The 16,314-nt window shown below is 72.9% G+C and carries 4 protein-coding genes; 3 read left to right on the top strand and 1 reads right to left on the bottom strand.

All coding sequences use genetic code 11. The features are described 5' to 3' along the window. Positions 1-31 precede the first annotated feature (31 nt). The 3 genes from ACWDD7_RS35560 to ACWDD7_RS35550 are packed head-to-tail and all read left to right on the top strand — an operon-like array spanning position 32 to position 3,614. The gene (locus ACWDD7_RS35560; protein ID WP_450460442.1) at positions 32-1,315 is read left to right on the top strand and encodes a lycopene cyclase family protein; all 1,284 of its coding nucleotides are present in this window, start codon (positions 32-34) and stop codon (positions 1,313-1,315) included. Further along, on the top strand, positions 1,312-2,040 hold the full coding sequence (locus ACWDD7_RS35555) for a class I SAM-dependent methyltransferase (RefSeq protein WP_450460441.1): 729 nt from the start codon (positions 1,312-1,314) through the stop codon (positions 2,038-2,040). The genes ACWDD7_RS35560 and ACWDD7_RS35555 overlap by 4 nt, the downstream gene beginning before the upstream one ends. A gap of 50 nt (positions 2,041-2,090) precedes the next feature. Further along, positions 2,091-3,614: an FAD-dependent oxidoreductase gene (locus tag ACWDD7_RS35550; protein WP_450460455.1), complete on the top strand. Its 1,524-nt coding sequence runs from the start codon at positions 2,091-2,093 to the stop codon at positions 3,612-3,614. A 238-nt stretch (positions 3,615-3,852) separates the two neighbouring features. On the opposite strand, the gene ACWDD7_RS35545 is transcribed toward ACWDD7_RS35550, so the two are convergent. Then, a complete protein-coding gene (locus tag ACWDD7_RS35545) occupies positions 3,853-16,284 on the bottom strand; it encodes an Ig-like domain repeat protein (protein ID WP_450460440.1) in 12,432 nt (4,143 codons plus the stop codon). Between the last annotated feature and the right edge of the window lie 30 nt (positions 16,285-16,314).

Below are 16,314 nucleotides of genomic sequence, written 5' to 3'. Positions count from 1 at the left end.
ATCGGATCGGATCGGATCGAAGGGAGACGCAGTGCCGGATACGGACGTGGCCATCGTGGGTGCGGGCGCTGCCGGGCTGTCGCTGGCCCACCGGCTCGCCGGGAGCGTTGCCGGCCTGCGCACACCCTCCGCGGTCCTGCTGGACGCGCCGCCCGGCCCGCTGCGGCCACCACCGCGGACCTGGTGTTACTGGACGGCAGGACCTGGACGGTTCGACGCGGCGGTACGGGACGAGTGGCAGCGGCTTAGGGTTCGCCCGCGCACCGGCGCCCCTATTGAGGGAGACATCGCCCCGCTGCGGTACCGCATGATCCGCTCCGACGACTTCGAACGCCTGGTCGCCAGGAACCTGGCCCACACCTCCAACGTGCGGCGCTTGGAAGCGATCGTCGAAGCGGTGGAGGACGTGCCCGGCGGCGCCCACGTCCATCTCAGAGACTCCCGCGGCCGGGCGCGGGTGCTCAGTGCCCGCTGGGTGTTCGACTCCCGCCCCCTCGGCGAGCTTCCGGCCGCCCGAACGACCATGCTTCAGTGCTTCCACGGCTGGTTCGTACGCACCGCCCGCCCGGTTTTCGACCCCGCCGTCGTAGAGCTGATGGACTTCCGCACCCCGCAGCCCGCCCATGGCCTGTCCTTCGGCTACGTACTGCCGACCGGACCGTGCGAGGCGCTCGTGGAGTACACCGAGTTCTCCCCTGATGCCCTCGCTCCGGAGCGGCACGAGGTAGCCGTACGGCATTACGCCGACGAGGTGCTGCGGCTCGGCGAACGGCAAGTGCTGGCCACTGAGACCGGCCTCATCCCGATGACCGACGGGCTCTTCCCCCGGCAGACCGGAGCCTCCGTCTTCCGCATCGGTGCCGCCGGCGGAGCGACCCGCCCCGCCACCGGCTACACCTTTGCCGGACTTCAGCGCCAGACCAGAGCCATCGCCGACGCCCTGCGCCGCGGACGCCGCCCGGTGCCGCCCCCCGCCCACCGGATGCGCTCGCGTGCCATGGACGCCGTCCTGTTGCGCGCCCTGGACAGCGGCCGGGCCGACGGCCCGGAACTGTTCAGCCGCCTGTTCACCCACGTGCCTATGGCACGGCTGCTGCGCTTCCTCGACGGAGACACCCGCCTGCACGAGGACGTGTCCATCGGACTGTGTACGCCGGTCCGGCCGATGTTGCGCTCCGCCCTGGAGCTGCGCGGTCTTCCCCGCCGCCCCTTCGACCTGGCCACGCACTCGCGCCCGCCGACGGCTCCCGCCGCTGCGCCGCTGCCCGCGCCGGACGCATCCGCCCCGCACCTCCCCCCGACGGAGACCCCATGACGCAGTTGCGTGACGACCACCTCGCCGCCGCTTTCGATCACGCCTCCCGCACGTACGACACGCTCGTGGCCGCCAACCCCGGTTACCACGCCCACCTGCGCCGCTCGGTGCGCCGACTCGGCCTGCCCGGAGCCGGCCAGGGACTGCGCCTGCTCGACCTCGGCTGCGGTACCGGCGCCTCCACCGCCGCGTTGCGCTCCGTCCTGCCCGCCGCCCGCATCACAGCCGTGGACGCCTCGGCCGGCATGCTCCGGCGAGCCGCGGCCAAGCCGTGGGCGGACGGGGTGACCTTCGTCCACTCCCCTGCCGAGCAGCTGCCCCAAGCGGGGGTGCGTGGCCCCTTCGACGCGGTGCTGGCCGCCTACCTCTTCCGCAACGTCACCGATCCCGACGCTGTCCTCGCCGCCGTGCGCGAGCTGCTGCGGCCGGGCGGCCGACTCGCCGTGCACGAGTACACCCTGAGCGGGCGGCACGCCGACCGCGCGGTGTGGACGCTGGTGTGCAGAGGTCTCGTACAGCCTGTCGCGACCCTGCTGGGGGACGGCCCGCTGTACCGGCACCTGTGGCGCAGCGTGCTGGACTTCGACACCGCCTCGTGTTTCGCGCGGCGGCTCGACGCGGCCGGCTTCGACAAGGTCCGCTCCTTGCCTCTGCCGGGCTGGCAGACGGGCATCACTCACACCTTCCTCGCCCGCCGAGCACACGACCACGGGCGAAACGCATGAGGTCGCCGCGACAGGGCGCCGCGCGCCGGGGACGCGACCGGCGGGCACGCATGCTGCCCGCCCCGTCCGGAACCCCCCGGGTGCAGGGCACCCCACCGTCGGTGGCGGTGGTCGGCGCCGGCATCGCCGGCCTGGCCGCCGCCACCGTGCTCGCCGAGCGCGGGGTGTCCGTCACCCTGTACGAGAAGCGGCCGTACCTCGGCGGCCGAGTCGGCGGATGGCCGACCGAACTGCGCGAAGGCACCACGGTCAGCATGAGCCGCGGCTTCCACGCCTTCTTCCGCCAGTACTACAACCTGCGCGGACTCCTGCGCCGCACCGACCCCGGCCTTCAGCGGCTCACCGGTCTTCCCGACTACCCGCTGCTCCACGCCGACGGCCTGCACGACAGTTTCCGGTACGTCCCGCGTACCCCGCCGCTCAGCGCGCTCGGCTTCGTCGCGCTCAGCCCCTCCTTCCGGCTCGCCGACCTGCGTGCCATGAACCCTCTGGCAGCCCTCCCGCTGCTCGACGTGCGGGTGCCGCAGGTGTACGACCGCCTGGACGGCATCAGCGCGCACGACTTCCTGGACGCCGTGTGTTTCCCCGACAGCGCCCGGCACCTGGCCTTCGAAGTGTTCTCCCGGAGCTTCTTCGCCGACCCGCGGCACTTGTCCGCGGCCGAGATGGCGCTGATGTTCCACATCTACTTCCTCGGCTCCGCCGAAGGGCTGCTCTTCGACGTACCCAGCGCCCCTTTCGCGGCCGCCTTGTGGGACCCGCTCGCCGGCTACCTCACCCGTCACCACACGGAGGTGCGCACCGGCATGGCCGTCGAGCACATCGCGCCCGCCCCGGACGGCGGTTTCGTTGTCGCTTGCGAACGGGAGGAGCGCCCCTACGACGGAGTCGTCCTTGCTCTGGACAGCGCGGGGCTGCGCTCGCTGGTCGAACACTGCGGGCAGCTGGGCGACGCGCCCTGGCGTGAGCGGATCGGGCGACTGCGCACCGCTCCGCCGTTCCTGGTCAGCCGCCTGTGGTTGGACCGTCCGGTCGCATCCGATCGGCCCGGCTTCCTCGGTACCAGCGGCTTCGGCACCCTCGACAACATCAGCGTGCTGGAACGCTATGAGGACGAGGCGGCCCGCTGGAGAGCGCGCACCGGAGGTTCCGTCGTCGAACTGCACGCCTACGCCGTGCCGCCCGGAGCCGTCCGGGAGGTCGAGCAAAAGCGCCTGCTCGGCCAACTCCACCAGGTGTATCCGGAGACCAGCACGGCCACGGTCCTGAACGCCCGCCACGAATGGCATGCGGACTGCCCCCTCTTCCCGGTGGGCGGCTACCGCGACCGGCCCACCGTCCGCACTCCGCACCCGCGGCTGGTCATGGCCGGCGACCTGGTCCGCACCGACCTGCCCGTGGCACTCATGGAACGAGCAGCCACCACCGGCTTCCTCGCGGCCAACGCCCTGCTGGAACAATGGGGGGTACGGGGCCAGACGCTGTGGACGGTGCCGGACCGCGGTCGCAACGCGATGTTGAGGGCCCTGGCCGCACGGCAGCTCACGCCCACCGTCCGCAGACACTCGGACTGAGGCAGCTCCGCTCCGCAGAATGCATCTCCCGTCAGCGTGGCGGACCATGGCGTTATGCGAGGCTGGCATCGCCTGACCGGCAAGCGCAGCAGTGCAGTGCACTACCGTGCCCGGCGGCCCGCAGTGAAGGGCGCGCGGAGCGGGGAATCCGGGGTCCGCGGGGCGGGTCCGGCCCGAACGCCCGCCGCCCCGCGCCGGGTCGGCGCGGGGCGGCGGGCAGCGGGTACCGGGCTTCGGGTCAATTCCGGACGACCTGCTTGGTCGTACCGGAGGAGGACGTGTAGTTGGCGTCGCCGCTGTAGGTGGCGGTGATGTTGTGGTCGCTGTTGTCCAGGGTGCTGATGGTCATGATGGCCTGGCCGCTGGCGTTGAGCGGGACCACGAAGGTACCGCCGCCGGGACCCTGGATGACGAACGTCACCGTGCCGGTCGGGATGGCCGTGGCGGGCGGGACCGGTGACACGGTCGCCGTGATGGTCACCGTCTGCCCGACCCTGGAGGGGTTGGGCGCCGAGGTGACGGTGGTGGTGGTCGCCGCCGCGTTGACGGTCTGGGTGTCGGTCCCGGACGAGGTCGCGTAGTTCCCGTCGCTGTTATAGGTGGCGGTGATGGTGTGGGTGCCGGCGCCCAGCGTGCTGATCGTCAGGGTGGCCACACCGCTCGCGTTCAGGGTGGCGGTGAAGGTGCCGCCGCCGGTGCCGCCGATGGTGAACGACACCGTGCCGGTGGGCCTCCCGGTGCCCGGCGCGACCGCCGCGACCGTCGCCGTGACGGTGACCGGCTGACCGGCGGACGACGGATCGGGCGAGGAAGTCACCGTGGTGGTGGTCGCCGCCTGGTTGACCGCCTGGGTGTCGGTGCCCGTCGAGGTGGCGAAGTTGCCGTCGCCGCCGTAGACCGCGGTCACCGTGTGGCTGCCCGCCGCCAGCGTGCTGATGGCCACGGTCGCCACACCGCTGCCGTTGAGCGGGGCGGTGAAGGTGCCGCCGCCGGTGCCGGTGACGGTGAAGGTCACCGTCCCGGTCGGTGTTCCGGTGGCGGGCGGGACGGCGGCCACGGTCGCCGTGATCGTGACCGTCTGCCCGAAGACGGACGGGTCCGGGGACGAGGTGACGGTCGTCGTGGTCGCGGCGGGATTGACGGTCTGGGTGTCCGTGCCGGTCGAGCCGGCGAAGTTGCCGTCCCCGCCGTAGACCGCGGTGATGTCGTGGCTTCCCGCCGCCAGCGTGCTGATCGTCACCGTCGCCACACCGCTGCCGTTCAGCGTCCCGACCAGCGTTCCGCCGCCGGTACCGCCGAGCGTGAACGCCACCGTCCCGGTCGGGATCCCGGCGCCGGGCGCGACCGGCGCCACGGTCGCCGTGATCGTGACCGTCTGCCCGAAGGTGGACGGATCCGGAGCCGAGGCCACCGTCGTGGTCGTCGCCGCCTGGTTCACCGTCTGCGTGTCGGTACCCGACGATGTCGCGAAGTTGCCGTCGCCGTTGTAGGCGGCGGTGACGGTGTGCGTCCCGGCGCCCAGCGTGCTGGTCGTCAGGATGGCCACACCGCTCGCGTTCAGGGTGGCGGTGAAGGTGCCGCCGCCGGTGCCGCCGATGATGAACGTCACCGTGCCGGTGGGGATGCCCGCGCCGGGCGGGAGGGCGGCCACCGTGGCGGCGAGGGTGACCGTCTGCCCGAAGACGGACGGGTCCGGGGACGAGGTCACCGCCGTGGTGGTCGCCGCCTGGTTCACCGTCTGCGTGGTACTGCCCGACGAACCGGTGAAGTCCGCGTCACCGCCGTACGTCGCCGAGACGGTGTGGCCGCCGGCGCCCAGCGCGCTGGTGGTGAAGGACGCCACGCCGCCGGTGAGCGGGACGACGATGGCGGGGCCGCCGTCGATGCTGAAGCTGACGTTGCCGGTCGGCGTGCCGGCCCCGGGCGGTACCGCGGTCACCGTGGCGGCGAGGGTGACCGTCTGCCCGAAGACGGACGGGTCCGGGGACGAGGTCACCGCCGTGGTGGTCGCCGCCTGGTTCACCGTCTGCGTGGTACTGCCCGACGAACCGGTGAAGTCCGCGTCACCGCCGTACGTCGCCGAGACGGTGTGGCCGCCGGCGCCCAGCGCGTCGACGGTCAGGGTGGCACGACCGGAACCGTCCAGCGGGACGAAGACGGGGGTTCCGCCGTCGATGCTGAAGCCGACACTGCCGGTCGGCGTCCCCGCACCCGGCGCCACCGCCGCCACCGTCGCCGTGAACGTCACCGACTGCCCGAACACCGACGGATCCGGCGCGGAGACCACCGTGGTGGTCGTCGCCGCCTGAGTGACCGTCTGGATGTCCGTGCCGGCCGAGGCGGTGAAGTCGGCGTCACCGCCGTACACCGCGGAGACGTCGTGCACCCCGGCGCTGAGTGCACTGGTGGTGTACGCGGCCACGCCGCCGGTGAGCGGTACCACGATGGGGGTTCCGCCGTCGATGCTGAAGCCGACACTGCCGGTCGGCGTCCCCGCACCCGGCGCCACCGCCGCCACCGTCGCCGTGAACGTCACCGACTGCCCGAACACCGACGGATCCGGCGCGGAGACCACCGTGGTGGTCGTCGCCGCCTGAGTGACCGTCTGGGTGTCCGTGCCGGCCGAGGCGGTGAAGTCGGCGTCACCGTTGTAGACCGCGGTGATGTTCTCGGTGCCGACCGGGATGGGGGTGCCGGGGGTGTAGGTCGCCGTGCCGGTGCCGTCCAGCGGCACGGTCCGGTTGATGCCGCTGCTGGTGATGAAGGTGACGGTGCCGGTGGGGATTCCGGCGCCCGGCGGGACGGCGGTCACGGTGGCCGTCAGGGTGACCGGCTGGCCGAAGACGGACGGGTCGGGCGAGGAGGTGACCGCGGTGGTGGTGGCCGCCTGGTTCACCGCCTGGGTGGTACTGCTGCTGGAGGCGTCGAAGGTGGGGTCACCACCGTAGACGGCGGTGATGTTGTGGGTCCCGGCGCCGAGGGTGCTGGTGGTCATGGTGGCCACACCGCTTCCGTCCAGCGGGGCGGTCACGCTGCCTCCGCCGGTGCCGCTGATGGTGAACGTCACCGAGCCGGTCGGCGTTCCGGTGGCGGGCGGGACCGCGGTGACGGTGGCGGTGATGGTGACCGTCTGCCCGAACACCGACGGGTCCGGCGAGGAGGTGACCGTGGTGGCACTGGAGGGCTGCGTCGCCACTGTATGGGTGGTGGTGCCCGTCGAGGACGCGTAGTCGGTCGCACCGTTGTAGTGGGCGGTGACGGTGTGCGTCCCGGTGAACATCGTGTCGGTGCTGGTGGTCGCCACGCCGTTGGCGTCCAACGGAACGGTGACCGTGCCTCCGCCGGTGCCGCTGATGGTGAACGTCACCGTGCCGGTCGGCGTCCCCGCGCCCGGCGGGACCGTCGCGACGATCGCGGTGAGGGTCACCGACTGGCCGAAGGCCGAGGGGTCCGGGGACGAGGTGACCGAGATGCTGGTGGCCGCCTGCTGCACCGTCTGGGTGCCGGTGCCCGTGGAGGAGGCGAAGTCGGTGTCGCCGCTGTAGACCGCGGTGATGGCGTGGCTGCCCGCGCCCAGCGTGCTGGTCGTGACCGTGGCCACGCCCACGGAGTCCACCGGGGCCGTGATCGTGCCGCCGCCCAGGCCGCTGACGGTGAACGTCACCGTGCCGGTCGGAACGCCCGCGCCCGGCGCGACGGCCGCGACAGTCGCCCGGATGGTGACCTGCTGGCCGAAGACGGACGGATCCGGCGAGGAGGTGACGGAGGTGGTGGTCGCCGCCTGGTTCACCGTCTGGGTGGCGCTTCCGGTGGACGTGGTGAAGTTGGCGTCGCCGCCGTAGACGGCGCTGATGGCGTGGCTGCCGGCGGTGAGGCTGCCGAGGGTGGTGGTGGCGACGCCGTTGCCGTCCAGGGTGGCGGTGAAGGTACCGCCGCCGGGGCCGTCGACGGTGAACGTCACCGAGCCGGTGGGGGTTCCGGCGCCGCCGCCGTCCGGGGCGACGGTCGCGGTGATGGCGACCGGCTGTCCGAACACCGAGGGATCGGGCGCCGGGACGACGGTGGTGGTCGTCGGGGCCGGGTTGACGGTGTGCGTCTCGGTGCCGGTCGACCCGCTGAAGTCCGCGTCGCCGTTGTACGTGGCGCTGCCGACGTAAACACCGGCGGGCAGGGCCGCCGTGATGGCCGCCACCCCGTCGACCAGAGGAGCGTCGACGCTGGGCCCGCTGCTGAGGGTGAAGGTCACGGTGCCGGTGGGGACTCCGGCACCCGGGGCGACCGGGGTGACGGTGGCGAGGGCGGTGAAGGTCTGCCCGGTCACCGACGGGTTGGGCGTGGTGGTCAGCGCGGTGGTGGTCAGCGACCGGTTGACCGTCTGGGTGTCGGTGCCGGTCGACGAGGTGTAGTGGACGTCGCCGCTGTAGACCGCGGTGATGGCGTGGCCGCCGGCGCCCAGCGTGCTGGTGGTGAGGCTCGCCGCGCCGCCGATGAGCGGGACGGTGGCGGTCTCGCCGCCGGTGCCGCCGACCGTGAAGGTGACGGTGCCGCTCGGACCGGCGAGGCCCGGCAGGGACCTGGTGACGACCGGGGCGACGATCGCGGTGATGGTGACCGTCTGCCCGAACACCGACGGATCGGGGTCGGAGAGGACCGTGGTGGTGGTCGCCGCCTCGTTCACCGTCTGGGTGTCGCTGCCCGAGGACGACGCGAAGTCGCTGTCACCGCTGCAGACCGCGGTCACCGTGTGGCTGCCGGTCTCCAGCTCGCTGGTGGTCAGCGTCGCCTGCCCGGAGGCGTCCAGCGGCACGTCGATGGGGGTGCCGCCGTCGATGGAGAAGCCGACGGTGCCGGTCGGGGTTCCCGCGCCCGGCGGGACGGCGGCGACGACCGCGGTGAAGGTCACCGGCTGCCCGTAGACGGAGGGGTCGGGCGAGGAGGTGACGGTGGTGCTGGTGGCCGCCGGGTTGACCGTCTGGGTGGTGGTGCCCGACGAGGCCGCGAAGTCGGTGTCACCGCTGTAGTCGGCGGTGATGGCGTGACTGCCCGCCGCCGGCGTGCTGATGGTGACGGTGGCGCGTCCGCCGCCGTTGACCGGCGCGGTGAGGGTGCCGCCGCCGGGTCCGGCGATGGTGAACGTCACCGTGCCCGTGGGAACCCCGGCCCCCGGCGCCACCGGCACGACCGTCGCCGTGATGGTCACCGGCTGCCCGAACACCGACGGATCCGGAGCGGAGACCACCGTCGTGGTCGTCGCCGCCTGGTTCACCGTCTGGGTGGTGGTGCCCGACGAGACCGCGAAGTTCTGGTCGCCGCCGTAGTCGGCGGTGATGGCGTGGCTGCCCGCCTGGAGGGTGCCGAGTGTGAAGACCGCGCTTCCGCCGCTGTTCAGGGCGCTGGTGAAGGTACCGCCGCCGGGTCCGGCGATGGTGAACGTCACCGTGCCCGTGGGAACCCCGGCCCCCGGCGCCACCGGCACGACCGTCGCCGTGATGGTCACCGGCTGCCCGAACACCGACGGGTCGGGGCCGGAGGCCACCGTGGTGGTCGTCGCCGCCTGGTTCACCGTCTGGTTCACCTGCCCGGTGGAGGCGGTGAAGTTCTCGTCACCGCTGTACTCGGCGGTGAAGGTCTCGGTGCCGGCCTCCAGCGCCACGCTGGTGGTGTACGAGGCCACGCCGAAGGCGTTCAGCGGCTCGATGTGGGTACGACCGCTCGTCGCGGTGAAGACGACCGTGCCGGTGGGAACGCCCGCGCCCGGGGCGACCGGCGCCACGACCGCGGTCACCGTGACGGGCTCGCCGTGGACGGACGGGTTGGGTGTGGTGGTGACCGTGGTGGTGGTCGCGGTCTGGAGCACGGTGTGGGTGGCGCTGCCACTGGACGCGTCGAAGGTCGCGTCGCCGTGGTAGGTCGCGGTGACGCTGTGCGTCCCGGCGCCCAGGGTGCCGGTACTCACGCTCGCCACGCCGCTGCCGTCCAGCGGGGCGGTGAACGTGCCGCCGCCGGTGCCGCTGATGACGAACGTCACCGAGCCGGTCGGGGTGCCGGTCGCGGGCGGCACCGCGCTGACGGTGGCCGTGAAGGTCACGGTCTGCCCGTACCGGGAGGGTTCGGGCGCGGAGGTCACGGTGGTGGCGCTGGACGGCTGGGTCACCACGCTCTGGGTGGTGGTGCCCGTGGAGGACGAGAAGTTGCCGTCCCCGCTGTAGGTGGCGGTGATGGTGTGGGTGCCGAAGCCGAGGGTGTCGATGGTGGCGGTGGCGACCCCGCTGGTGTTCAGCGCCGCCGTGATCGTGCCGCCGCCGGTGCCGCTGAGGCTGAACGTCACCGTGCCGGTCGGTGCTCCGGCGCCCGGCGGTACGGGGGCGACGGTGGCCGAGAGGGTCACGGTCTGGCCGAAGGCCGTCGGGTTGGGCGACGAGCTGACCGTCAGGGTGGTCGCGGCCGGGTTGACCGTCTGGGTGTTGGTGCCGGTGGAGGCGGTGAAGTTCGCGTCGCCGCTGTAGTCGGCGGTGATGGTGTGGCTGCCGGCCTCCAGCGTGCTGATGGTGGCCGTGGCCCGGCCGCCGCTGCTGATCGGCGCCGTCAGCACCTCTCCGCCGGGTCCGCCGACCGTGAAGGTCACCGTGCCGGTGGGGGCCCCGCCCGCGGGCGGGGTGACGGTGGCGGTGAGGGTGACCTGCTGGCCGACGACGGACGGGTCGGGCGAGGAGACCACCGAGGTGGTCGTCGCCGCCTGGGTGACCGTCTGGGTGTCCGAACCGGTCGATCCGGTGAAGTTCGCGTCGCCGCTGTAGACGGCGGTGACGATGTGGCCGCCGGTGAGCAGCGTGCTGGTGGTCAGCGTCGCCTGCCCGGTGACGTCCACCGGTACGTCGACGGGGGCGGCCCCGTCGATGAGGAAGCTGACCGTGCCCGTCGGCACGCCGGTCCCGGGAGCCACCGGGGTGACGATCGCGCTGATGGTGACCGTCTGCCCGTAGAAGGAGGGGTCCGGTGCGGACGTCACCGTGGTGGTGGTCGCCGCCCTGTCGACGGTGTGGTTCGCACTGCCGGTGGACTCGCCGAAGTCCGCGTCACCGTGGTAGGTGGCCTGGAGGACGAAGACACCGGTGGGCAGCGCGGTGCTGACCGTGGCCGCCCCGCCCACCAGCGGTGCGTCCACCGTGCCGCCGCTGCTCAGGGCGAAGGTGACGGTGCCGGTGGGGGTTCCGGCGCCCGGCGCCACCGGCGCCACCACGGCGGTGACGGTGAACGTCTCCCCGGACACCGAGGGGTCGGGCGACGAGGTGAGGGTGGTGGTGGTCTGCGCCTGGTCGACCGTCTGGGTGGCGGCTCCGGTGGAGGTGGAGAAGTCGGCGTCCCCGTTGTAGACGGCGGTGACGGCGTGACTGCCGGCCGCCAGTGTGCTGGTGGTGAAGCTCGCCGTGCCGCCCGTGAGCGGGGCGGTCACGGTGCCGCCGCCGACGCCGGTGACGGTGAACGTCACCGTGCCGGTCGGGGTGCCGGCGCCCGGTGCGATGGGCGCGACGGCCGCGCTGATGGTGACCGTCTGCCCGAACACCGACGGGTCCGGTGTGGCGGTGACCGTGGTGCTGGTGGCCGCCTGGCCGACGCCCTGGGTCCCGGTGCCGCTGGAGGTGGTGAAGTTCGTGTCGCCGTTGTAGGTCGCGGTGACGGAGTGGCTGCCGGCGCCCAGCGAACTGGTGGTGAGGGTGGCCAGGCCGGAGTCGTTCACCGGCACGGTCGCCGGGCTGCCCGCGTCGATGACGAAGCTGACCGTGCCGGTCGGCACGCCTCCGCCCGGTGCGACGGGGGCGACGGCCGCCGTGATCGTCACCGGCTGCCCGGTGACCGACGGGTTGGGTGCCGAGGTGACCGTGGTGGTCGTCGCCGCCTGGTCGACCGTCTGGGTGGCCGTCCCGGTGGAGGTGGCGAAGTTGCCGTCGCCGTTGTAGGTCGCGGTGATGACCTCGCTCCCGGTGGGGAACGCGCTGGTGGTGAAGGCCGCCGTACCCGTGCCGTCCAGCGCCACGGTGGTGGTGCCACCGGTGCTGAAGGTGAACGTCACCGTGCCGGTCGGCACACCCGCCCCCGGCGTCACCGGGGCCACCGTCGCAAAGACGGCGACCGGCTGCCCGAAGACCGACGGGTTGGGCGCCGAGGTGACCGTGGTGGTCGTCGCCGACTGGTCGACCGTCTGCGTCGTACTGCCCGTGGAGCCCGCGAAGTCGGCGTCCCCGTTGTACACGGCGGTGACGGTCTCGCTCCCGGCGGGGAACGCGCTGGTGGTGAAGGCCGCCGTACCCGTCCCGTCCAGCGCCACGGTGGTGGTGCCACCGGTGCTGAAGGTGAACGTCACCGTGCCGGTCGGCACACCCGCCCCCGGCGTCACCGGGGCCACCGTCGCAAAGACGGCGACCGGCTGCCCGAAGACCGACGGGTTGGGCGCCGAGGTGACCGTGGTGGTCGTCGCCGACTGGTCGACGATCTGGGTGTGGGACCCGTTGGACGCCGAGAAGTCGGCGTCGCCGCCGTAGGCCGCGGTGACGGAGTGGCTGCCGGCCGGCAGCGGGGTGCTGGTGGTGAACGTCGCGGTCCCCGTGCCGTCCAGGGTCACGGCCGCGGTCTCCCCGCCGGCGACGGTGAAGGTGACCGTACCGGTCGGCACGCCCGATCCCGGCGCGACCGGCGCCACCACCGCGGTGACGCTGAACGGCTGGCCGTAGACGGACGGGTCGGGCGTTGAGGTGACCGTGGTGGTCGTCGCCGACTGGGCGACGGTCTGGGTGGTGCTGCTGCTGGACGGGTTGAAGGTGGAGTCGCCGCTGTAGGCCGCGGTGATGTTGTGGGTGCCGGCGCCCAGGGTGCTGGTGGTGACGCTGGCCGTGCCGCCCGCGTCGAGCGTCGCGGTCAGCACTCCGCCGCCGGTCCCTCCGATGGTGAAGGTGACTGTGCCGGTCGGCACGCCGATGGCGGGCGGGACGGCGGTGACGGTGGCCGTCAGGGTGACGGTCTGCCCGAAGGTGGACGGGTCGGGGGTCGAGGTCACCCGGGTCCTGCTGGACGGCTGCGTGACCACGCTGTGGGTGGTGGTACCGGTGGACGACGCGAAGTCGGCGTCGCCACCGTAGGCCGCGGTGACGGTGTGGCTGCCGAAGCCGAGGGTGTCGATGGTGGCGGTGGCCACCCCGTTGGCGTCCAGCGTCGCGGTGAGCGCGCCGCCGCCGGTGCCGCTGAGGGTGAAGGTGACGGTGCCGGTGGGCGTTCCGGCGCCGGGCGCCAGCGGGCTGACCACGGCGGTGAGGGTGACGGTGTCGCCGAAGCCGCTCGGGTTCGGCGAGGTGGTGACGGACGTGGCGGTGGACGCCTGGGCGACGGTGTGGGTGACGGAGCCGGTGGAGGTGGTGAAGTTCGTGTCGCCGCTGTAGGTGACGGTGACGCCGTGGTCGCCGGCGACGGGCCCGGCGGTGGTGACGCTCGCCACGCCACTGGCGTTCAGGGCGGCAAAGAAGGTGCCGCCGCCGGTGCCGTCGATGGTGAACGTCACCGTGCCGGTGGGGGTCCCGGCACCCGGCGTGATCGGGGTGACGGTGGCGGTGTAGGTGGCGGTCTGGCCGAAGACCGACGGCTCGGGCGACACGGTGACGGCGGTGGAGGTCGCCGCCCGGCCGACCGTATGGGTGGCGGTGCCGGTGGAGGAGGTGAAGTCCGCGTCCCCGCCGTAGACCGCGGTGACGGTGTAACTGCCCGCGTGGAGTGTGCTGATGGGCAGCGTGGCGGTCCCGGAGCCGTCGAGCGGCACGTCGATCGGGCCGACGCCGTCGAGTGTGAAGGCGACGGTACCGGTGGGGACGCCGACGCCGGGCGCCACCGGGGCGATGACGGCGGAGACGGTGGCCTGCTGGCCGAAGACCGAGGGCTCGGGCGAGACCGTGACCGTGGTGGTGGTACCGGCCGGGTTGACGGTCTGGGTCTCGGTGCCGGACGAGCCGGTGAAGCTGCGGTCGCCCTGGTAGGTGGCCGTGCTGACGTAGACACCGGCGGGCAGCGCGGTACTGGCCGTCGCGACCCCGCCGACCAGCGGTACGTCGATGCTGGTTCCGGTGCTCAGCGTGAAGGTGACCGTGCCGGTGGGGGTGCCCGCCCCCGGGGCCACCGGCGCGACCACCGCGGTGCCGGTGAACGTCTGCCCCGTCACCGACGGGTTCGGCGCGTTGGTCAGGGTGGTGGTGGTCGCCGCCTGGCCGACGCCCTGGCTCGCGCTGCCCGACGAGGGCGTGAAGTTCGCGTCCCCGCTGTAGACCGCGGTGATGTCATGGCTGCCGACCGCGAGTGTGCTGAGAGCGACGCTCGCGGATCCCGCGGTGAGGGGGACGGTGGCCGTCTCGCCCGTGCTGACGGTGAAGGTGACCGTGCCGGTCGGCACACCCGCACCGGGCGGGTTGGGAGTCACGGTGGCGGTGACGAGGACCTCCTGCCCGAAGACCGACGGGTTCGGAGAGGTGGTCACGGTCGTGCGCGTCGGCGCCTGGGCGACCGTGTGGGTGCGACTGCCGGAGGATCCGGCGAAGTCGGCGTCGCCGTTGTAGGTGGCGGTGACGGTGTGGTCGCCCGCGGGCAGGGTGGAGACGCTCAGCGTGGCCTGCCCGGAGGAGTCCAGCGTCACGTCGACCGGGGTACCGCCGTCGATGACGAAGCTCACCGTGCCGGCCGGGACGCCCGCCCCCGGGGCGACCGGGGCGACGGCGGCGGTGAAGGTCACCGCCTGGCCGGAGACGGACGGGCTGGGCGAGGAGGTGACGGTGGTGGACGTCAGCGACTGGTTCACCGTCTGGGTGTCGGTCCCCGTCGAAGCGGTGAAATTCGCGTCGCCGCTGTAGGCGGCGCTGATGGTGTGCGGACCGACGCCCAGCGTGCTGGTGGTGATCGTGGCGGTGCCGGTGGCGTCCAGGGTGGCGGTGGAGGTGCTGCCGCCGGTGCCGTCGATGGTGAAGGTGACGGTGCCGGTGGGGGTGCCGGCGCCCGGCGCCACCGGGGTGACCGTGGCGCTGATGGTGACGGGCTGGCCGAAGACGGACGGATCCGGCGCCGAGGTGACGGCCGTGGTGGTGTCCGACGGTGCGATCACCTGGGTGGTGCTGCCGGTGGACGAGGTGAAGTTCCCGTCGCCGTTGTAGACCGCGGTGATCAGTTCGCTGCCCGCGCCGAACGGCACGTCGGTGGTGAACGTCGCCTCTCCGCCCGCGTCCAGTGCCACGGTGCGGGTCCGGCCGCTGCTGGAGGTGAACGTGACCGTGCCGGTGGGGATGCCGGCGCCCGGTGCCACCGGGGCGACCACCGCGCTGATGGTCACCTGCACCCCGTACACCGACGGGTTCGGCGCGCTGGTGACCGTGGTGGTGGTCGCGGACGCGGTGACCGTGCGGACCGAGGTGCCCACGGAGGTGGCGAAGTCGGCGTCGCCGTTGTACGTCGCCGTCACCCGGTGGGTGCCGGCGGCCAGGGCGCTGGTGGAGACGTAGCTCGCGGTGCCGGTGCCGTCCAGCGGAACGGTGACCGTCTCGCCCCCCAGGGTGGCGAAGGTGACGGTGCCGGTGGGGATGCCGGCACCCGGCGCCACCGGGGTGACCGTCGCGCTGATGGTGACGGGCTGGCCGAACGCGGCCGGGTCGGGGGCGACGGTGACCAGGGTGCCGGTCGCGGACTGGGCCACGGTCTGGGTGGTGCTGCCGCTGGAGGGGTTGAAGGTGGAGTCGCCGCCGTAGGAGGCGGTGACGTTGTGCAGGCCGGCGCCGAGGGTGCTGGTGGTGACGGTGGCGGTGCCGCTGGGGTCGAGGGTGGCGGTGAAGGTGCCGCCGCCCGCGCCGGTGACGGTGAACACCACCGTGCCCGTGGGGACACCGGTGGCCGGCGGCACCGCCACCACGGTCGCCGTCAATGTCACCGCCTGGCCGAAGGTGGACGGGTCGGGGGTGGAGACCACGGTGGTTCGGCTGGACGGCTGGGTGACCACGCTGTGACTGATGCTGCCGGTGGAGGAGGCGAAGTCGGCGTCGCCGCCGTAGGCCGCGGTGATGGTGTGGGTGCCGAAGTCGAGGGTGTCGGTGGTGGCGGTGGCCACCCCGTTGGCATCGAGGGTGGCGGTGATCGTGCCGCCGCCCGCTCCGCTGAGGGTGAACGTCACGGTACCGGTCGGGGTTCCGGCGCCCGGCGCGACGGGACTGACGACCGCGGTGAGGGTCACGGGCTCACCGAAGGAGGTCGGGCTCGGGGAGGAGGTGACCGACGTGGTGGTGGACGCCTGGTTCACCGTCTGGGTGTTGGTGGCCGTGGCGGTGGTGAAGTTGGTGTCGCCGTTGTAGGTGACGGTGACGGTGTGGCTGTCGGCGCCCAGGGTGGGGACGGTGACACTCGCCGTGCCGCTGCCGGAGAGGGTGCCGGTGAAGGTGCCGCCGCCCGCTCCGTCGATGGTGAAGGTGACGGTTCCGGTGGGGGTGCCGGTCCCGGGCGGAGTGACGGTGGCGGCGAAGGTGACCGCCTGACCGAACACCGAGGGGTTCGGTGCGGAGACGACCTCCAGGACCGGAGTGGCCTGCCCGACAGTCTGGGTGTCGGTGCCGGACGACGACCCGTTGAAGTGCGCGTCACCGCCGTACGTCGCCGTCACCGTGTGCCCGCCGACCGCCAGCGTGCTGGT

It is taken from the genome of Streptomyces sp. NPDC001056, from assembly GCF_053598955.1.
The sequence above is the reverse complement of the archived record's forward strand: the minus strand, read 5'-3'. Positions and strand labels throughout refer to the sequence as shown.

What these genes read in the sequence shown, in the direction of transcription:
- ACWDD7_RS35555 (WP_450460441.1), top strand. Translation starts at nt 1,312, where the DNA reads ATGACGCAGTTGCGTGACGACCACCTCGCCGCCGCTTTCGATCACGCC.
- ACWDD7_RS35550 (WP_450460455.1), top strand. Translation starts at nt 2,091, where the DNA reads ATGCTGCCCGCCCCGTCCGGAACCCCCCGGGTGCAGGGCACCCCACCG.